At 58.8% G+C, this 19945-nt stretch carries 19 protein-coding genes; 9 read left to right on the forward strand and 10 right to left on the reverse strand.

Features of this window, described 5'->3' with window-relative positions:
- Positions 1-158: 158 nt before the first annotated feature.
- Genes ACRRNM_RS07490 through ACRRNM_RS07505 form a run of 4 tightly spaced genes read left to right on the forward strand, consistent with a single transcriptional unit; the run spans position 159 to position 4911 of the window.
- Complete coding sequence (locus tag ACRRNM_RS07490; RefSeq protein WP_435627607.1) at positions 159-998, forward strand: DNA adenine methylase; 840 nt, start codon at positions 159-161, stop codon at positions 996-998.
- Positions 985-2220: a metallophosphoesterase family protein gene (locus ACRRNM_RS07495; RefSeq protein WP_435627608.1), complete on the forward strand. Its 1236-nt coding sequence runs from the start codon at positions 985-987 to the stop codon at positions 2218-2220. The genes ACRRNM_RS07490 and ACRRNM_RS07495 overlap by 14 nt, the downstream gene beginning before the upstream one ends.
- Position 2221: 1 nt before the next feature.
- A complete protein-coding gene (locus ACRRNM_RS07500; protein ID WP_435627609.1) occupies positions 2222-3982 on the forward strand; it encodes an ORC-CDC6 family AAA ATPase in 1761 nt (586 codons plus the stop codon).
- Positions 3979-4911 carry a hypothetical protein gene (locus tag ACRRNM_RS07505; protein ID WP_435627610.1) on the forward strand — a complete coding sequence of 311 codons (933 nt, stop codon included), beginning with the start codon at positions 3979-3981 and terminating at the stop codon, positions 4909-4911. Before ACRRNM_RS07500 ends, ACRRNM_RS07505 begins: the two co-directional genes overlap by 4 nt.
- Positions 4912-5060: 149 nt before the next feature.
- Here the strand turns inward: ACRRNM_RS07505 and ftsY are convergent, their stop codons facing one another.
- The gene (gene ftsY, locus ACRRNM_RS07510; protein ID WP_435627611.1) at positions 5061-6047 is read right to left on the reverse strand and encodes a signal recognition particle-docking protein FtsY; all 987 of its coding nucleotides are present in this window, start codon (positions 6045-6047) and stop codon (positions 5061-5063) included.
- An 81-nt stretch (positions 6048-6128) separates the two neighbouring features.
- On the opposite strand from ftsY, the gene ACRRNM_RS07515 reads away from it, so the two are divergent.
- The 5 genes from ACRRNM_RS07515 to ACRRNM_RS07535 are packed head-to-tail and all read left to right on the forward strand — an operon-like array spanning position 6129 to position 10108.
- On the forward strand, positions 6129-7493 hold the full coding sequence (locus tag ACRRNM_RS07515; RefSeq protein ID WP_435627612.1) for a M16 family metallopeptidase: 1365 nt from the start codon (positions 6129-6131) through the stop codon (positions 7491-7493).
- Complete coding sequence (locus ACRRNM_RS07520) at positions 7483-8817, forward strand: M16 family metallopeptidase (protein ID WP_435627613.1); 1335 nt, start codon at positions 7483-7485, stop codon at positions 8815-8817. Before ACRRNM_RS07515 ends, ACRRNM_RS07520 begins: the two co-directional genes overlap by 11 nt.
- 29 nt (positions 8818-8846) lie before the next feature.
- On the forward strand, positions 8847-9362 hold the full coding sequence (gene rsmD, locus ACRRNM_RS07525; RefSeq protein ID WP_435628654.1) for a 16S rRNA (guanine(966)-N(2))-methyltransferase RsmD: 516 nt from the start codon (positions 8847-8849) through the stop codon (positions 9360-9362).
- Positions 9363-9833 (forward strand): pantetheine-phosphate adenylyltransferase, encoded by a 471-nt coding sequence (coaD, locus tag ACRRNM_RS07530; RefSeq protein WP_435627614.1) that lies wholly within the window; start codon positions 9363-9365, stop codon positions 9831-9833.
- Between the two features lie 23 nt (positions 9834-9856).
- Positions 9857-10108 (forward strand): YfhL family 4Fe-4S dicluster ferredoxin, encoded by a 252-nt coding sequence (locus ACRRNM_RS07535; RefSeq protein ID WP_435627615.1) that lies wholly within the window; start codon positions 9857-9859, stop codon positions 10106-10108.
- Positions 10109-10214: 106 nt separating this feature from the next.
- On the opposite strand, the gene ACRRNM_RS07540 is transcribed toward ACRRNM_RS07535, so the two are convergent.
- From ACRRNM_RS07540 to ACRRNM_RS07580, 9 genes are all read right to left on the reverse strand, one after another.
- A complete protein-coding gene (locus ACRRNM_RS07540) occupies positions 10215-11558 on the reverse strand; it encodes a DUF4129 domain-containing protein (protein WP_435627616.1) in 1344 nt (447 codons plus the stop codon).
- Complete coding sequence (locus ACRRNM_RS07545; protein ID WP_435627617.1) at positions 11555-12814, reverse strand: DUF58 domain-containing protein; 1260 nt, start codon at positions 12812-12814, stop codon at positions 11555-11557. The genes ACRRNM_RS07540 and ACRRNM_RS07545 overlap by 4 nt, the downstream gene beginning before the upstream one ends.
- Before the next feature lie 28 nt (positions 12815-12842).
- Positions 12843-13766, reverse strand: coding sequence for an AAA family ATPase (locus ACRRNM_RS07550; protein ID WP_435627618.1), 924 nt, complete (start codon positions 13764-13766; stop codon positions 12843-12845).
- A 120-nt stretch (positions 13767-13886) separates the two neighbouring features.
- Positions 13887-14702 (reverse strand): bifunctional DNA-formamidopyrimidine glycosylase/DNA-(apurinic or apyrimidinic site) lyase, encoded by an 816-nt coding sequence (gene mutM / locus ACRRNM_RS07555; protein ID WP_435627619.1) that lies wholly within the window; start codon positions 14700-14702, stop codon positions 13887-13889.
- The gene (locus ACRRNM_RS07560) at positions 14695-16041 is read right to left on the reverse strand and encodes a GldG family protein (protein WP_435627620.1); all 1347 of its coding nucleotides are present in this window, start codon (positions 16039-16041) and stop codon (positions 14695-14697) included. The genes mutM and ACRRNM_RS07560 overlap by 8 nt, the downstream gene beginning before the upstream one ends.
- Positions 16042-16047: 6 nt before the next feature.
- Positions 16048-16791, reverse strand: a complete 744-nt coding sequence (locus tag ACRRNM_RS07565; RefSeq protein ID WP_435627621.1) for an ABC transporter permease — start codon at positions 16789-16791, stop codon at positions 16048-16050.
- The gene (locus tag ACRRNM_RS07570; RefSeq protein WP_435627622.1) at positions 16788-17747 is read right to left on the reverse strand and encodes an ABC transporter ATP-binding protein; all 960 of its coding nucleotides are present in this window, start codon (positions 17745-17747) and stop codon (positions 16788-16790) included. Before ACRRNM_RS07570 ends, ACRRNM_RS07565 begins: the two co-directional genes overlap by 4 nt.
- A 60-nt stretch (positions 17748-17807) precedes the next feature.
- Positions 17808-19532 (reverse strand): phosphoenolpyruvate--protein phosphotransferase, encoded by a 1725-nt coding sequence (gene ptsP / locus ACRRNM_RS07575; RefSeq protein ID WP_435627623.1) that lies wholly within the window; start codon positions 19530-19532, stop codon positions 17808-17810.
- A gap of 142 nt (positions 19533-19674) precedes the next feature.
- Positions 19675-19944, reverse strand: a complete 270-nt coding sequence (locus ACRRNM_RS07580) for an HPr family phosphocarrier protein (protein ID WP_435627624.1) — start codon at positions 19942-19944, stop codon at positions 19675-19677.
- Position 19945 lies beyond the last annotated feature (1 nt).

The following is a 19945-nucleotide window of genomic DNA, read 5'->3' on the forward strand; positions in this document are numbered from 1 at the left end:
ATTCGATGCTGTGTGGAAAGCATGGTCTATCCCCTAAATACTTGTGTTGGGAATTTAATGTGATGCTGACCCCGTTTAATTGATTGGCAGTTTGAGAAACTATTGCGACCCTAGCCCCTTTAATTCCTGATCATCATAACTAGAATTTCTACGTCTCCATGAAACTAAAGCCATTCATTCGTTGGGCCGGGAGCAAAAGACAACTTGCCCCCCTATTGTCCTCATGCTGGCCAGGCAACGATTATCGTTATATCGAGCCATTTATGGGCTCTGCGTGCGTGTTCTTCTCAATTTCACCAACACGTGCATTACTATCAGACATTAACGCTGAACTTGTTGGCATGTTTGAAGCGGTTCGTCAAACACCAGAGGCTGTATATGCCTCACTATTGAGCATCCCTGTTGGTGCCGAGAGTTATTACATCATTAGAAAGATTGATCCGAACTCACTCGCCTCAACGGATCGCGCCGCACGCTTCATTTTTTTAAATCGTTATTGTTTTAATGGCCTTTACCGCACAAATCTAAAAGGAGAGTTCAACGTCCCTTATGCGAGCTCAAAGACAGGGGGGCTTCCCACTTGGGATGCTTTTGTTTTGGCTGCGAACATGTTAAAGAACGTTGATATTAAGTGCGGGGATTTTGCCTCTATACTGGCAAACGAAGTGAAGGCCGATGACTTTATTTATCTGGATCCACCCTATGCCGTCCAGAATGAAAGGATTTTCAGCCAATATGGCCCGCAAACATTTGGCCTTAACGATCTCGAACGCCTGCGAGATACTCTGATACAAATTGATTCTATTGGCGCCAAATTCCTGTTGTCTTATGCAAACAGTCAAGAGGCCAAGCTTTACTTCCGCGATTGGCACAACACTACTGTTGAAGTACAAAGAAACATTGCTGGCTTCGCAAAACATAGGCGAAGAGCATCTGAAGTCCTAGTCTCAAATTTCGACTGTGAATCTCTTGCCAACTTCAGAAATGACCAACCTTAAAATCGCGATCATTAGTGATCTTCATATTGGGCACGGCGTAAGATCTAAAGATCTCAGCCCCCATGCCGACACAAATGGAATTGACGAGAAATATCTTCTGAAATTCCTTGAATTTGTTAAGTCAAAAAACATACAAGCAAACTACTTAGTAATTCCTGGAGACATTACAGGGAAAGCTCATCCAGATGAATTTAAGCTCGCATCAAAAGTAATATTGCAGATTGGTACGGCTCTCGGCGTGCCTGAAGAAAAGATTTTATTTGTGCCCGGCAATCATGATAAAAATTGGGATGCAAAACCAGCTGGGGAAAACGACACAACAGGTTTTTATGCCAAGCAAATGTATGCGCCACTTCAGCACGAAGATTGGTTTTTTGAGCACACGATGCGTCGCTCGCCACACCACATGTTGTCTGACAATTGTTTGGGGGTTTGGACTTTTGAGGATTTGATTCTAGTTGGTTACAACTCTTCAAATCACGATGATCGAAACACAAAGGTACATCATGGCCTAATCACAGAATCTTCATTGCAATGGCTTGACGCACAACTTCAAACAATGGACTTGGCAAAACAAAAATTAAAAGTTTTTCTAGTTCACCACCATCCAATTCAATACAGCGATCACATTCCAGATACACCCGACTTTAGTGTAATGACAAATGCGGAAAATCTGCTTAACCTTTTAACAAAGTTCAAGTTCGATTTGCTGCTGCATGGCCATAAACATATGCCTCACTTCAAAACACAAATTACAAACTCTAGTTTTCCGCTCGTAATTTTAGGCGCTGGTAGCTTTTCATATCAGCTTGAGTTGACCTACAACCAACATGCAAGCAATCAATTCCATTTATTGGAAATCGAGGGGCGAGACGATGAAGAAGAGTGCATCTTCGGTCTCTTGCGCAACTGGGCATACTTAAGTGGACACGGCTGGAAGGCAAGTCAAAAACATGACGGAATTTTGCACCAACTTGGGTTCGGCACATACGCGTCGCCAACAATACTAAAGAAGAACTTAGTCCAAAAAATCCAAACACTCTTCCAAAAAACTGATTATGTGCGTTGGCTTGATCTCGTGACACAGGAAAGCAAATTGGGTTACATACACCCTGATTGCGTCATGCTTTTATTAAAAGAAATTAGCGCCGAAATTGGCGTCGAATGTCATGGCGAAATTCCCGATAACGCAATTTTGCTTCTACCACGGAAGGCAAACTAACATGGAAGATATACTAAAACGAAACCTCTTTGAAGTTGAGAATGCTAGAAACTTGTCTTCTATTGAGGTTGTAAACACGTTTGTCCCAACCAAATCTTTTTGGCGATTACTGTCCCCCAAAAACCATATCGTTCTTGGTGCGCGCGGATCGGGCAAGACTGAACTTGTGAGGATGCTAGCGCACGACCACCTTTCTCAGTTTGATGATAAGCGCGCAAAGGAAATCATTCAGCGAAAAGAGTTCATTGGCATCTACGTCCCAACAAGATTGGAATGGGTTGGCGGATTGAAGAACAAACAATGGCAAACTGAAGCAGAGGCCGAGAAATTTTTCCAATGGCGACTAAATATATCCACTTGCGCCGCATTATTAGTGACGCTAAAAAGTTGCCTTGACACCTATATCAAAAACCATGGTGACCGTGCGCGCACAGAGCGCGATTTGGCAAGAGCACTTTATAAAACATGGACTGACAACCCAGAGGGTTCATGCGAAACGATTTTTGCATTACATGAATTACTGGAAGACATTGAACACGGCAAACAGGCTCAGATCACACGCGCGCGCATAACGGGGATTGCGACCAGTAATGAATTAATGATCGGTGCATATTTCGAATCTGAGCTTTTTTCCCCCCTAAGAAGGGCAATAACGCTTGCATCACGAGCTCTCGATTTTCCAGAAAACTCCGTATGGATGCTATGTCTCGACGAGGCTGAATTTCTTGAACCTCATCACCATAGAATCCTCAACTCACACCTACGAGCACATCCCGGGAACTTGGTCTTCAAGATCACAACCATGCCCTACTACCATCACACACTTGAAACAAACATGAACGCTTGTCTAAACGTTGGACACGATTTCGAATACATCTACATTGACAAGGACCCGATAGAATTTCTGCCGAGTGAGGACAGCGGTGAGTATTTCGCAAAAATGCTCTTTAACAAGCGCGCAGAACAATCGGCGGGAGATTACAAGTGGGAAGATTTTGAAGCATTACTAGGCGCCTCCGTACTGCTTGATTCTAGAATCAGTGACTGGTCTGCGGATTCAAAAATGATGGCCCTAATGAAAAAACATGCCAACTCGGCTACACAAGCGAGAGCAGGTCGTCTGGCCGGCACACCCGATTTCAAAGATCAAATTTCAAGAAAAATTCACGGTGCACTCCTGCTTCGAGAGGCGGTTGCACAAAAGCGTGGCCGCGCAGAGCTGGATGTTTACTCTGGCATTAGAATGGCAATAAGGTGCAGTGATGCAAACCCAAGAAGACTAATTCGCATTATTAACCTTTTCATTTCTGAGCGAGGAAAGAGCGAAACGCTTAACCAGATTAAGCCACAACGTCAAACAATGTTGTTGACTGCCTTTTCAAACAGCACACTGAGTCGAGTACAAAGTGAGCCACAAAACGGCCCAGATTTGTATAAGTTCTTATCTGCTGCCGGTAATTATATGCGACGGGATTTACATGACAACCTGCTTGGTACTGACCAAGTTTCATCCATAGCGATCGATGTCCCAATCACCGACAATGAGTGGACCGTGATCAAAAATGCCGTAGGTCTTGGGCTTCTCTACCCAAATATTAATGCCAATAGTGGCGATCAAATGCCTGAGCGAATTGGTGTCTTTCGTCTAGCCTACGTACTTGCTCCTAACTTTAAAATTCTGCCGCGAAAAGGCAAACCAGTGTCGATCAAACGCATTAATCAGCAGGCTGACATACTAGTGCTACAGAATACCAAATCATGAAGCTTACCTCCATAAACGACATCACATTTGAATCTGCCAAAGCCAACACATATGACTTGGCAATCTTTGCTTGTGGATATGAGTCACGCTGCCAATTTATTTCCTCTCAACTCAATCATTCCAATATCAATAGGCAGCTAATATTTGGTTTTGAATTTGTTGGCGATGCCATGTTGCGAGCTGAAAGCGACAAGCACTTCCAACAAAAGTGGGGGATAGCCCCAACAATTCTGCCCTCCCCAAATGAATTGGAGGTGTATAGGTTATTAAATCAGGAAATTCGCGATTCTAAGGCGAAGATCTCTCGTGTCCTTGTAGACTATTCTTCAATGAGCCGCTCGTGGTATGCCGCCATCCTCAATTGGTTCAGGTTCAGTGAATTGCAGTCTGAAGTTGTCGTCGACTTCGTCTATTCAGCCGGGGAGTATTCTGGTGACTTTGCTCCCATTTCTGTCGAAAGCATTTTGCCTTTGCCAGGTTGTGAGGGGTCGTCAGGGACTGTTACTAAATCTATAGCAGTCATGGGCCTTGGTTTTGAAAATCTCGCCCCCCTCTGCGTTTTAGATAAATTGCAACCAGATGAAATATTCGCATATTTTGCATCCCCATCCCTAAATGAAAGCTATCCCACCATTGCGCGCAGCAAGAATAAGGAATTGATTGATGTAGCAAGGGAGACGCTTGAACTTCCGCTAACAAGTATCGAGCTGACTGTTGCAAAATTGGCTGAAGTTATTTCGCCGTACTTAAAAACCGCGGATATAACTTTTGTTCCAATGGGACCTAAACCACATGTATTAGCAACAATTTTATTGGCCATCAGATTCAACCAAGTCACCTGCTTGCATGTGCATGGTAAATGTCAAAATATCGCGGACATTGTTGCTAGCGGTGATGTGATCGCAACAAGCCTGCAATTTAGACATTAAAACGACAAGGTGCTCAGGCTCGAATTGTTTTCAAGACAATCAGGGACAGGCCACGGTTTCCTGAAGCCTTCATCACTTACTCGAACCTGTCGGAGCTAGTCGGGCGGCTGGTGGCTTGACCGCCTGTTTCGGCAGACTTCGTCTTCCCGTTACTGCTCGTCCAGCCCCAGCAGCGCCTCGACAAAATCCTCCACAACGAACGGCCTGAGGTCGTCCAGCCCCTCGCCCACGCCGATGAAGCGCACCGGGATCGGGTGCGCCCTCGCAATCGCGGCGATCACGCCGCCCTTGGCGGTGCCGTCGAGCTTGGTCAGGATCAGGCCGGTCACGCCGAGCGCCTCGTCGAAGGCCTTGACCTGCGAGAGCGCGTTCTGGCCGGTGTTGGCGTCGAGCACCAGCAGCACCTCGTGCGGGGCCTCGGGCAGTGCCTTGGCAATCACGCGCTTGACCTTCTTGATCTCTTCCATCAGGTGCGCCTGCGTGGTGAGGCGTCCGGCGGTGTCGGCCAGCACCACGTCGATCTTGCGCGCCTGCGCGGATTGCACCGCGTCGTAGATCACCGCGGCGGCGTCGCCGCTCTGCTGCGCGATGACCGTCACGTTGTTGCGCTCGCCCCAGGTCATCAACTGTTCGCGCGCCGCGGCGCGGAAGGTGTCGCCAGCCGCGAGCAGCACCGACAGCCCCTGGCCCTGCAGGTATTTTGCGAGCTTGCCGATCGAGGTGGTCTTGCCCGCGCCGTTCACGCCGCACATCATGATGACGAAAGGTTTATGGGTTTCAGCCTGCAGCGGTTGCGCGAGCGGCCTGAGCAGCTTGAGCAGGCAGTGCGCGAGCGCCTCCCTGAGCTCGGCCGCCTCGCTCAGGCGATGCTCCTTGACGTAATAGCGCAGATCGGCGAGCAGCGCATTGGTCGCGTCCATGCCGACGTCGGCGGTGATGAGGATGGTCTCCAGTTCCTCGTAGAGGTCGTCGTCGATCTTGCCGCCGCGGCCGAACAGGCCGGTCAACTGGTTGCCGGTGCGCGCCAGCCCGGATTTCAGGCGCGCGATCCAGCCCTGTCCTGAGCCTGTCGAAGTGGCGTTGGCGGGTTTTTCTTCGGGGGCACCGGACGGATTTTTTTTCAGGAAGCTGAACATTGGGAACGCATTTTGGACACGGGGAAATAGGGCATAATACGCGCGCATTTTATGCCGATTACATGTTTTAGGGCTAGGCACATGAGAGCTTATCTGTTTTGCATCGCACTGCTGCTGGGAGGCATGCAGCCTGCCGCACAGGCGGAGGTATTCGAACGCACGCTGGCGAACGGGCTGAAAGTCATCGTCAAGGAAGACCACCGTGCGCCCGTGGTGGTGCAGCAAATCTGGTACAAGGCAGGCAGCATGGACGAGCGCACCGGCGTGACCGGCATCGCGCATGTGCTGGAGCACCTGATGTTCAAGGGCACCCATGCCGTGCCGGCGGGCGAATTCTCCAGGCGCATCTCGGCGGCTGGAGGGCGCGAGAACGCCTTCACGAGCTACGACTACACCGCCTACTTCCAGCAGTTGCACAAGTCGAAGCTGCCCCTGGCGATGCAGCTGGAGGCCGACCGGATGCGCAACCTCAACCTCACCGCCGATGAGTTCGCCAGGGAGATCAAGGTGGTCATGGAAGAGCGCCGCCTGCGCACCGACGACGAGGCGCATGCGCTGCTGCAGGAAAAGATGATGGCGACGATCTACCAGCAGCATCCCTACCGGCATCCGATCATCGGCTGGATGAGCGACCTCGAATCGCTCACGGTGGGCGACGCCAAGGCGTGGTACGACCGCTGGTACGCACCGAGCAACGCCACGCTGGTCATCGGCGGCGACGTCAAGGCCGAGGAGGTGTTTGCGCTGGCGCAGAAGCACTACGGCGCGATCCCGAAGCGCGCCATGCCGCCGCGGCGCAACTTCATCGAACCCAAACAGGTCGGCATCAAGCGCATGGTGGTGAAGGCTCCCGCCGAGCTGCCGCAGCTGGTGATGAGCTACCACGCGCCCACGCTGCAGGACCCCGCCCAGGACTGGAAGCCCTACGCCTTGCAGATTCTGGCCGGTGTGCTGGACGGCAACGAATCGGCGCGCCTCAACAAGCATCTGGTGCGCGAGCAGCAGATCGCCAGTGCGGCGGGTGCGGGCTACGACGCCACCTCGCGCGGCCCGAGCCTGTTCACCCTCGAAGTCACGCCCAGCGAGGGCCGGATGGTGGATGACGTCGAGGCCGCGTTGCGCCGGGAGATCGTGCTGCTGCTCAAGGACGGCGTGAGTGAGGAGGAGTTACAGCGCGTCAAGGCGCAGGTGGTGGCGAGCGAGGTGTACAAGCGCGACTCGCTGTTCTACCAGGCGATGCAGATCGGCCAGATGGAGAGCATCGGGCTGGGCCACCGCGCGATCCCGGTGATGCTGGAGAAACTCCAGGCGGTGACGGCCGAACAGGTGCGCCAAGCCGCCGAGGAAATCCTGCAGGACGACAGCCTGACCGTCGCGGTGCTCGACCCGCAGCCGCTCTCCGGCAAACCGAAACGCCAGCCTCAGGGAGCGAACCATGCGCATTAAATCCCTTCTTGTTGCGGCGCTGTGCTGCGTTGCGGCCACTGCGTTCGCCACCCCCAGCATCCAGCACTGGCAGAGCGCCAGCGGCGCGAAGGTGCTGTTCGTCGAGAACCACGACATCCCGATCCTGGACGTCGCGGTGAGCCTGCCGGCGGGCAGCAGCTTCGATGCCGCGGACAAGGCCGGCGTCGCGGGCCTGACCCATCACCTGCTCGACCTGGGCGCGGAAGGGCTGAGCGAGGACGACATCGCGCGCGGCATGGCGGACCTCGGCGCGCAATTCGGCGGGAGCTTCGACCAGGATCGCGCGAGTCTCTCGCTGCGCACCCTGAGCAACGCGGCGCAGCGCGACAAGGCTCTGGACATCATGGCGCGCGTGCTGCAGCGTCCGCTGTTCCCCGAGGCGATCCTGCTGCGCGAGAAGGCGCGGCTGATCGCCGCCCTGAAAGAGGCCGAGACCAAGCCGGAGAGCATCGCCGACAAGGCCTTCAACAAGGCGGTATTCGGCGCGCACCCCTACGCCCTGCCGGTTTCCGGCGACGTCGCCGGCGTGGAGAAGATCACCGTGCAGGACCTGCGCGACTTTTACGCCGCGCATTACCGTACCGGCGGTGCGGTAGTGGCCATCATGGGCGACATCTCGCGCGCGCAGGCCGAGGCGATTGCGCAACAACTGACGGCGCAACTGCCGGCGGGTGCTGCGCCCGCCGCATTGCCCGAGGTCGCGATGCGGATTCCCGCCAGCGAGCAGCGCATCGCCCACCCCGCCAGCCAGAGCCACATCCTGGTCGGCGCGCCGGGCATGGCGCGCAACGATCCGGACTATTTCCCGCTCTATGTCGGCAACCACATCCTCGGCGGCGGCGGCTTCGTGTCGCGCCTGATGGACGAGGTGCGCGAGAAGCGCGGCCTGGCCTACAGCGTCTACAGCTACTTCATGCCGCTGAAACAGCCGGGCGCATTCCAGCTCGGCCTGCAGACCAAGAAGGAACAGGCCGATGGGGCGCTGCAGCTGGTGCGCAACACGCTCGCCGAATTCATCGCCAAGGGGCCGACGGAAAAGGAACTGCTGGCCGCCAAGCAGAACATCATCGGCGGCTTCCCGCTGCGCATCGACAGCAACCGCAAGATCCTCGATTACCTTAGCATCATCGGCTTCTACAACCTGCCGCTGACCTATCTGGACGATTTCACGCGCAGGGTCGAACAGGTCACGGTCGCGCAGGTCCGCGATGCGTTCAGGCGCCACATCGACCCACAGGCGATGGCGACGGTGATCGTGGGCGCGCCCCCGGCGTCCGCAGATAAAAACGGGGCCACAAAATAAAAAAAGCAGCAAGCAACAAGGTTCGCATCATCGGCGGCGAGCTGCGCAGCCGCACCATCGGCTTTCCCGATGCCGAAGGTCTGCGCCCCACGCCGGATCGCGTGCGCGAGACGCTGTTCAACTGGCTGGGGCAGACGCTCCACGGGCGGACCTGCCTGGATCTGTTCGCCGGCAGCGGCGCGCTGGGGTTCGAGGCCGCCTCACGCGGCGCGGAACGGGTGGTGATGGTGGAAAAGAACCCCGCAGTCTTCCGCGCCCTGCGGGACAACATTGAAAAATTGGCCTGCGCCAACGTTTTCGCATATTGCCAAGATGGGTTAGAATTCGCAGCTCGCGATGCGCACCGGTACGACGTGATTTTCCTGGACCCGCCGTTTAAGAGCGGTTGCCTGCCCAGGCTGCTGGAAATCCTGCCGCAACACTTGAACCAAAACGGCAGGGTATATGTCGAATCGGGTGATGCGATTGATGCCGCACCGCCTTGGCAGGCAGTGAAGTCAGGCAAGGCCGGGCAGGTGTATTATCAATTACTGGGCTTACTGTAGATGATTAGGGTGGTTTATCCGGGAACTTTCGATCCCATCACGCGCGGGCATGAGGACGTGGTGCGGCGTGCCGCAGGCATGTTCAGCGAAGTCATCGTGGCAGTGGCGGAAAGCCGCACAAAGACATTGTTCACGCGGGACGAACGGGTGGAAATGGCGCGTGAGGCCTTCACGGACTTTGCCAACGTGCGCGTGGAAGGCTTCGACGGTTTGCTGATAAACTTCGTCCGGGCGCATGAGGCGCGCGTGGTATTGCGCGGATTGCGTGCGGTGTCGGATTTTGAATACGAGTTTCAATTGGCCGGGATGAACCGCAATCTCTATCCCGAAATGGAAACGCTGTTCCTGACTCCGGCGGAACAATATACCTTCATCTCGGCCACCATGGTGCGCGAGGTGGCCCGCTTCGGCGGCGATGTCAGCAAGTTCGTTTCGCCCTTGGTGGCGGCAAGGTTGCAGCAGAAATATTAAATTGATCTAACTAGGAGAAAAGCATGGCACTGATAATTACCGATGAATGTATCAACTGCGACGTGTGCGAGCCGGAATGCCCGAACGACGCAATTTCGCAGGGTGATGAGATTTATGTCATCGACCCCGACAAATGCACCGAATGCGTAGGCCACTACGACACGCCGCAATGCGTGGAAGTCTGCCCGGTGGATTGCATCCCCAAGGACCCGAATCATGCGGAAACCAGGGAGCAACTGCAGGCCAAGTACGAAAGACTGACGGCCGGGAAGTAATCCCTCGCTGCAACACCCAGATGACAGGCGGGGCGCATCATGCGCCCCGCCTGTTTTATTTTGCCGGAACAAAGTTCCCGCGAAAGCGGGTCTTTTGCATTCTGCGCTACCCCTGGATCAGCCGATACACCTGACGGTACAGCTCGCGCATACGGCTCATCTGCTCTGCCGTGACAGGGCGCCGTCCGTAGCGCGCATCCTCGAACAGGATGGTGATTTCGGACAGTTCGTCGCGTATGGAACGGTGGAAACGGCTGATCTGCGCAAGATATTCCGTGGTATTTACCGGCGGTTCGCGCTGCATATCCTGCAATGAGAACAGCCGCTCCGTTGCCAGGTAATAACGGCGCGCCACCGCCGCATCGTGTTGCTGCATTCCCACCAAGCCCAGGCGCAGATAGTCCAGCCGTGTGAGCAGCCATATCCCCGTTTTCGCTTCGCGCATCAGCCGCCACAGCGCATAGAGCAGTGCCAGGAAACCGAGCAGGAGCAGAGTCATCGCGATTGCGTTGCGGTTTTTGTCCAGCCATTCCTTGAACGATTGCCATAGCTCCTGCAGGCTCTGCATCAGCGGCTTCATGGCCATGGCGCACCACTCGCTCGCATCGGCCATGTCATTGATCGCAGCGCGCTGCCATTCCGGCATGCCGGCGTGCCCGGCCACTTTGCGCATTTCAGCGGGCGACAACCAGTCCGTGCCGCGCCCTCCAGTACTGGAAGAATTGCCGCTTCCGCTGCCACCCCCGGCCTGCGCCCCGCCTGTGGAGCCATTTTGCGGTTCGCCTTTGACGGTGGCGACATTGCCGGCCTGGCCCCACTTCCAGAAAAGGGAATGCCATGTCGCCTGGGGAGTGAGCGCATAGAGTGCCAGGCATAGCGCAAGGATCACCAGTGTTGCGGCAGCAATGGCTGCACCTTGCGCGCCGACGACATGATGCCCCAGGCTCTGCTGGCGCAATTCGCTGGCGGTGCGATTGATCTGCTCCGCGACCAGAGTGAACACCACGGCGATTACATAGGGCACGAGATAGAACAGCATGGCCCAGTCGGCGCGGAAGTGCGAGGCGGCGAACAGCACCATCACCACCGAGATGAGCAAAGCCAGATGGAGATGCCGCCGGGTGGTGGTGACACAGTTGTAGGCGACTTGCAGCATCGCCAGCATATACAGCCCGGCGCGCGGGAATCCCCACATCGGAATGAAGATGACCACGGAAATCAGCGCACCGAATATCAGCCAATTGCGCATCCGCCGCCGCCCCGCCTCTGTAGCTTCGCCGTGCTGCCGCCAGCCGGTGTGCAGAGTGAGGGCAAACACGACCGACCACAGCATTACCTCGGTTGCGAAGCCTCCATACTGGATGTCGAGGAAGGCATTGCATGTCAACGCCAGCACTTGCGCCGCAAACAATCCGAGATAAGCCGGAAGATAATTCAGCGGAGGGCTCATGGATTGAACACCCTGACCAGATCGTCGCCCTTGCGCAGCGTCAGGTAGCCCACGCCCAAGTCGAGCAGTCCAGCCCACGGAGACGACGCGCCGGGTTCCTTATCCAGAAACGTCTCGCGTTCAAACGCTATCGCCAGCACGTAAGCGCCGCGCGCGCGCAGCAGGGCAACAGCCTGCAAGGTTCCGGCAACCCGCTCTTGCGGTTCTGCGAGGAAAACCACGACGGTCTGCCCGTGGCGGCAGTTCATCGCAACGTTTTGTAACGCTTTTGCGTAGGGAATTGCCCCATCGGCGGCGGCCACCGCCAGCGCATCCAGCATATCGCGGTAGTGCGCCTCGCCGGAACCGATGCCGACGGCAAGCTGTCGTGCGCCCTCGCCGTGCAGCCGGACCGGCATGCCGTTGCTGCATGCGTAGCGGCCGATGGAAGCCGCGATGCGCACGGCATATTCAAAACTGGAATGTTTGCCCTTGCCGGCATTGCCGCCCGCCGACATATCCAGTGCAATGTACAACGAGGCCGAAGCCAGCGGCTCGAATTCCTTCACCATCAGTTCATTCAGTCGCGCCGTGGTGGGCCAGTGCACGTGGCGTGGGTTGTCGCCGCGCCGGTATTCGCGCAGGCCGGAAAATTCCGCCGCCCCAGCCCCCTCGGGCAGCAAAAATCCGCCGCGATGGATTTCGCTGGGCGTGCCGGACAGCGGCAGGGATACGATGGGAAATACATCGGGGTAGATGGTCAGCGTCTGCACACCGCCGCTCTTTTGCTCGCGCGCCTCGATCAGCCCGAGCGGAAAGCTGGAAGCCAGCCCTACCGGACCGAGCCGGTAAAACCCGCGCTTCTCGCACAGCAGCGGCACATCGAAGCTGCGCGTTGCATCGCCGCCGATGTAGGCAACAACGCCCAGCACTTTTTCCTCGGGCGCATCGCCCCGTGCCGCGCCGACAAAAGGCAGGCGATCCATCGCCTCCACCATGAAACGCGGTAACCAGCCGTGATTGCGTACCGTCACATGAAACAGGATGGTCTCGCCTTCCTCGGCGCGCTCCGGTCCGCTGCGCGTTACCGATAACCGCTTCACCAGCCAGCGCGGCCAGACAAACCCGGTAATCAGCGTCGCCAACAACAGTGCCGCAATCGCCCAGGGCAGCGCCTGCCCGCGATTGATGGCCGCCGCATAAGCCACCAGCGTGAGGCCGGCCAGCACCAACGGCTTGAGGTAACGTGGATTCCAGGCGGGACGAGGGAAGTTCATCGCTTATGTCGAATCTGGCGCGCCTTGATTACACCGGAGGATGCACCCGATCCAGCACTTCCTTCAGGATGTTGCTTGCCGTTTTGCCCAGCGCGGCAGCCTGCGGGCGCACGATGAGACGATGTTCCAGCACCGGTCCGGCCATGAGCTTGACCATGTTCGGAGTTACGTAGTCGCGCCCATGCAGAAAGGCCAAGCCGCGCACGCCCCGCGCCAAAGCCAGCGTTCCGCGCGGGCTGGCGCCCAACCGCAGATCGGGATGCTGGCGCGTAGCGTCGGTGATGCGGGCGATATATTCGGCGACGTTCGGATTGATATGTACCTGCTTCGCCGCCTCTCGTACCGCCAGTATCTCGGCTTCGGTAGTAACAGCTTGCAGTTGCTCGATGGGATGAGCGAGCGTCTGCGCACCGAGGATGCGCACCTCCTCCTCCAGCGTCGGATAGCCCACGTTGAGGCGCACGAAAAAGCGGTCGAGTTGTGCTTCCGGCAGCACATGCGTACCGGCCATGTCGATGGGGTTCTGTGTTGCCAGCACCATGAACAGCGGCGGCAAATCATAAGTGCTGCCATCCACGCTGACACGAAATTCTTCCATGCATTCCAGTAGCGCGGACTGCGCGCGCGGCGTAGCGCGGTTGATCTCGTCGGCCAGCAAGATATGGGTGAAAACCGGTCCGGCACGAAACTCGAATTCGCTGGTTTTCTGGTTATAGATCGGCACTCCGGTGATATCCGAGGGCAACAAGTCCGGGGTGCACTGCAACCGCTTCATATCCACGGCGACGGACTTGGCCAAGGCGCGCGCCAGCATGGTTTTGCCGGTGCCCGGCACATCCTCCAGCAGCACATGGCCACGACAGAGCAGCGAAATCACCGCCAGCTCAATTACCGGCCGTTTACCGACGATGACCTTTTCAACGTTGTCGACAAGCTTCCTGATGGTTTGCATGAACGCTCCCTGATCGCGAGTTTTTGCCGGGCTGGCTGGTTATCATGTATCGTTTTGAAGCCAACCCTTCAACAGCAGTTCGAGTTTATCCGCGCCGCAAGTTTTGCGCCAATTTTCAAGCTAGCACTGGCACTGCGAACAATAGAAACTGGAGCGCTGCCCCTGCCTGATCTGCCTGATGGGTTTGCCGCACTTGCGGCAGGACTCCCCTGCCCGGCCGTACACCCAGTAGTGCTGCTGGAAGTAACCGGGCTTGCCGTCGCTATTGATGAAATCGCGCAGGGTGCTGCCGCCTTTTTCGATTGCCTCGGTCAGCGTGGCGCGTATCTCCTTTACCAGCCGCGTGCAGCGCGGCAGGCTGAGTTTCCCGGCGGCGAGTTGCGGTTTGATGCCGGCGCGAAACAGGGCCTCGTTGGCGTAGATATTGCCCACTCCGACCACCACGTGGCTGTCCATGATGACGTGCTTGATCGCGGCAGTCCTGTTGCGCGTAACTTGGTGGAGATAGCGTGCATCGAAGCCCTTTTCCAGCGGCTCGGGCCCGAGCGCGGCGAGCAGCGGGTGAGCGCTAACCTCGCCTTCATGCCAAAGCACCGCGCCGAAGCGGCGCGGATCGCGCAGGCGCACCAGCATGCCGTTGCCCAGCACCAAATCGAAGTGGTCATGTTTCCCGGCCGGTGTCTTGACGGGCAGGAGGCGTAGGCTGCCGGACATGCCGAGGTGCAGGATCAGCGTACCGCGATCGAACCCGGCGAGCAGGTATTTGCCGCGCCGCCCGAGCGTGCGGATGGCTTGTCCGCGCAACAGCTTCGGCAGGTTTTTCGGGACCGGCCAGCGCAAGCCGGTGTGGCGGATAACGACATCCAGGACGGGCTGGCCTTCGAGGTGCGGCGCGAGGCCGCGCCGCGTGACCTCGACTTCCGGGAGTTCAGGCACGACGGCGTTTCCACCACATCGCCGCGCCGGCCAGCGCAAGCAGCAGCGGCAGGCCCGCCAGGAAGCCGAGGCCGATGGTGGCGAGCTGCTTCTTGCCGAGCGCCAAATTGCTGTCCTTCGCGGCGCGCGGCTGCAGGGTGATGAGGTGCTCCTCGCTGACCAGCCAGTTCACCATATTCACGCCCAGGTCCACGTTGCCGCCGTTGCCGGCGAAGCTGTTGGCGAGGAACGCGCCGCTGCCGACCACCACGATGCGCTGCTCGCGGTCGTTGATGTTGCGCTGCAGCGCGACCGCGATCACGGCGGGACCGGGGGTATCGCGCCGCTTATCGAAGCGCGGCGTAGCATTAGGCGCGCTACGGCTCACCCAGCCGCGCGCGGCGGCTTCCACCAGCACACTGTGCTGCCATTCCGGATTTTCGTTCCACGCCAGCGGGCGCGCCGAGGGGAAGGCGGTGATCAGGTTGAAATTGCGCGTGATGGCATGCGGCGGATAGGCCGCGCCCAGCGACCAGGTGGCGGGGGCGTTCATGCCGGCGGCGGAGGGGTCGATCACGATGCCGGGCGGCAGCAGCAGGTCGAGTTTCTCGGCGAGGCGCTCCAGCCCGTGCAGCGGCTCGGCGTCCACCAGCCAGAGCAGGTTGCCGCCGCGCTCGACGTAGCGCAGCAGCTTGTCCACTTCGCCTGGCATGAGATCGAGCTGCGGCTGGGTGATGACCAATACGCCGACATTGCTCGGCACCTCCTGCGCCAGCGCGAGATTCAGGCTGTTGAGGCGGAAGCCGTTCTGTTTGAGTTTCGCGCCGAAGGGATTGCCGAGGTCGTGGTTGGCGATGCCGTCCAGCTTGCGCTCGCCATGCCCGTCGAGATACATCACCAGTTGGTCGCGCTTGTGCGCGAGGCGCAAGAGCGCGCTGGTGAATATCTGCTCATTGAGCTGGGTGAGGTGTTCGCTGCGCCCTGCGTATTCGACCACCATCTCGCCGTTGAGCTGGACGCGCGCCGCGCGGGTCTTCTCCGGTTCCTTCTCCGGGTCGATGAACGCCAGAACGATGTCGGGCTTGTAGCGCTGGTAGAGCGCGAGGTAGTTGCGGATGATCTTGCGGATGTCGCCGAGGCGCGCGTCCTGCTCGGTGGCGTATACCGTGACGTTGACCGGGCCTTTCAGTTGCGCGAGCACCTCCACGCTGGCGGGTTCCAGGCTGTTGCCGGCGTTGTGCGTAACGTCGCGCTGCACGTGGTAGCACGTCGCGAGATAGCCCAGGCCGGACGCAATACCCAGCAGCAACAGCACGAACAGCAGGTTGCGCAACAGCGGATGGGTCAGGAATTTACGCACGATGGCTCACCCGTAGATGCGGTTGTTATGGAGGCGGCGCATCGCCAGCAGCAGGAAGAACGCGCTGAACAGCACGAAGAAGGCGGCATCGCCGCTGTCCAGCAGGCCGGCATTGAAATTCTGGAAGTGATTCAGCGGCGAGACGAAATGCCAGGGCGAGTCTTCCGCCGCCGCGCCGATATCGGCCAGCCACAAGCCGACCAGCACCGCCAGCGCGCCGATCGCGGCGATAACCGGCTGGGTGGTGAGTGCGGAGACATACAACCCCACCGCGACGTAGCTGGCGGTGAGCAGCAGCAGGCCGAGCAGGTTGGAGAGCATCAGGCCGTGATCGAGCGCGGTGCCGAGCGCCAGGGTGTAGAGCATCAGCGGCACGCCGGCCGTCAGCAGCGTCAGGAAAGCCAGCAGGCCGAAGAACTTGCCGAGCACGATCTGGCGGCCGGACAGCGGCGCGGAGAGCAGCAGCGCAAGTGTCTGGTTGCGCCGCTCCTCGGCGATCAGGCGCATGGTGAACATCGGCGCCAGCATCATCAGCAGCAGCGCGGCGGTGTTGAACAGCGGCGCGGCGATGGTTATGGTCACGCTGGGCGGATTGGCGAGCTGCGCGAGCTGCGGCTGGATGTCGAGGAAGGCATCGAGCCGCGCGAGGAAGAACCACGCGAAGACGAACTGCAGCGCGGCGAGCGCGAACCAGGTCGAAGGCATGGAGAACAGGCTGCGCAGTTCGCGCAGGGCGAGCAGGCGGATCATGCATTTCCTCCTGGAGCATTTTTTCCGCTGTCGGTGATCTTGACGAACACCTCCTCCAGCGTGGACTGCAGCGGCGTGAGCTGCTCGACTTGCCAGCCCCGCTGTTCGGCGAGGGTGAGCAGCGCGCTGCCGGGGTTGGTCTCCGGCTCGTGCAGCACGCGGAACTGCGTGGCGGAGAGCCGCTCGACGCCGCTGACGCCCGCGATGGCTTCCAGCTCGCCCAGGGGCGGCGGGTTACGCAAGGTGACGGTGAAGCCGGAGACGCCTCCGTACTTCTGCATGCGCGCGCTGGTGTCGCCGTAGATCAGCCTGCCGTTCTGCATGATTTCCACGCGGTCGCACACGCTTTCCACCTCGCCGAGCAGGTGCGTGGAGAGGATCACGCTGCTGCTGTTGCCCAGCTCGCGGATCAGGACGCGGATGTCGCGGATCTGCGCGGGGTCGAGGCCGACGGTGGGCTCGTCCAGCACGATCACGGCGGGACGGTGGATGATGGCCTGCGCGATGCCGACGCGCTGCTGGTAGCCCTTGGACAGGGTGCCGATGATCTTTTTGCCGACTGCCTCCAGGCCGCAGCGCCGCCTGGCCTGGACCAGCGCCTCGGCGGCGTCATTCGGCTTCATGCCGCGCAGGCGCGCCGCGAAGATCAGGTAATCGTCCACGCCGAGCTCGCGATACAGCGGCGGGGTCTCCGGCAAATAGCCGATCTGCGCCTTGGCCTGCATGGGACGGCGCAGCAGGTCGATGCCGCAGATTTCGATGGCGCCGCTGTCTGGCAGCAGGCAGCCGGTCAGCATCTGCAGCGTGGTGCTCTTGCCCGCGCCGTTGTGCCCGAGCAGGCCCAGTACCTCGCCGCGCCTCAATTCCAGCGACACGCCGTGTATGACCTGCCGGTTGCCGAAGCTGCGCGTCAGGTTGCGCGCGGAAAGGGTCGTTTCGGGATGGGTGTTGGACAAAGTCAGCGGCCGTCGTGGTTATAGGTTCGGTTAAATATAACCCAATCCATGCGCCCCGTCCTACGCATTGAGCCGATCCAGCAGTTCGCGTATCTTGAGCGGGTCGTCGGCGCGCAGGATCTTCTGCGTCAGCACGGCGATCTCCGGCAGGCTGGTGGTGAGCACACGCTGCTTGACGCTCGGCACCTGCGCCGGGAACATCGAGAACTGGCGCAGCCCCAGCCCCAGCAGCAGCCGTGTGTAGGCCAGTTCGCCGGCCATCTCGCCGCATACCGAAACCGGCACGCCGAGCTTGTTGGCGGTGCCGATGACATGCGCCAGCAGGTTCAACACGGCGGGGTGCAGCGGATCGTACAGGTGCGCGACATCCTCGTCGGTGCGGTCGATGGCCAGCAGGTACTGGATCAGGTCGTTGGTGCCGATGGACAGGAAATCCAGTTTCTTGGCGAACACGTTCAGCGCCAGCGCAGCGGCGGGAATCTCGATCATGCCGCCGATTTTCACCTCGCGGTCGTAGGGGATGCCTTCGTCATCCAGGCCCTTTTTGGTGGCGTCGATGAACTGCAGGGTCTGGTTGAGTTCGGACGCGCTGGACAGCATCGGTACGAGGATTTTCACGTTGCCGTAATGCGTAGCGCGCAGCAGCGCGCGCAACTGGGTGCGGAACAGCTGCGGCTCGGCCAGGCACAGGCGGATCGCGCGCAGCCCCAACGCGGGATTGTTGGCGACGCGTTCCGCATCCTTGAGTTGCTTGTCCGCGCCGAGGTCGAAGGTGCGGATCGTGACGGGCTGGCCGTCCATGCCCGCGGCGGCGGCGCGGTACGCCTCGAACTGCTCCTCCTCGCCCGGCAGTTCGTCGCGGTTGAGAAACAGGAACTCGCTGCGGAACAGGCCGATGCCGGTCGCGCCGTTTTCCTTCACCTCGGCGATGTCCCCCGGCTTCTCGATGTTGGCGTGCAGTTCGATGAGGCTACCGTCCAGCGTATCGGCGCGCGCGCTGCGCAGCCGCTTGAGCTTCTTGCGCTCCAACTCCCACGCGCTCTGGCGCAGCTTGTATTCGGCAAGGATGGACTTGTCCGGGGCGACGATCAGCACACCCTGCTCGCCGTCGAGGATCAGCAGGTCGTTTTCGCGCACCAGTTCGCGCGCATGATGCAGGCCGACCACGCATGGCGTATTCAGGCCGCGCGCGACGATCGCGGTATGCGAGGTCGCGCCGCCGACATCGGTGACGAAGGCGGCATATTGCTGCGGCTTGAACTGGATCAGGTCGGCGGGGCTCAGGTCGTGCGCGACCAGGATCGTCTCGACGTCGTGCCGCGCCGGCGGCGGCTGGTGTCCGGGGCGGCCGGCAAGCCGCTTGAGCAGCCGCTCGGCGACCTGCTTCACGTCGGTCTGCCGCTCGCGCAGGTAGGCGTCCTCGAACTCGTCGAACTGCGCGACCAGGGTTTCCACCTGCACCTTGAGCGCCCATTCGGCGTTGCAATGCTCGCTCGCGATCATGTCGCGCGGCGCGGCGCTCAGCAGCGGGTCATCCAGGATCATCTGGTGCAGCTCGAGGAAGGCGTCGAACTCGGCGGCGGCATGGGTGGGGCGGTTGCTGCGCAGGCTCGCAAACTCCTGGCGCGTGGCCTGCAACGCCGCATCGAAGCGCGCGATCTCCTCGCCGATGAAGGGTTTGGGCAGGATGTAGTGCGCCACCTCCAGCGAGGTGTGCGAGACCAGGTGCGCATGGCCGATGGCGATGCCGCTGGAGACTGCGATGCCGTGCAACGTGAAACTCACAGAAATCCTCCGTTCGTGCTGAGCCTGTCGAAGCATGAACTACCCATCATATGTGCGCCCATTTTAAATATCCCGAAATACCATTCCCCCTTCGACAAGTTCAGGGCAAACGGTATTGGCGAATATGCAGCGTCGGTCAGGCTCATTCGCCTTCCCCGAATTTGTCGTTGATCAGGTTCACGATGGCCTGCATCGCATCGGCCTCGTCCTCGCCGTCGGTCTCGATGCCTATGGTCGCGCCCTTCGCGGCGGCCAGCATCATCACGCCCATGATGCTCTTCGCGTTCACGCGGCGCTGGTTGCGCGACAGCATCACCTCGCACTTGAAACTGGAAGCCAGCTGCGTGAGCTTGGCCGAGGCGCGTGCGTGCAGGCCGAGTTTGTTTACGATCGAAATTTCTTGTTGCAGCATC

The organism is Ferrigenium straubiae (assembly GCF_051257895.1).
GTDB classification, from domain to species: domain Bacteria; phylum Pseudomonadota; class Gammaproteobacteria; order Burkholderiales; family Gallionellaceae; genus Gallionella; species Gallionella straubiae.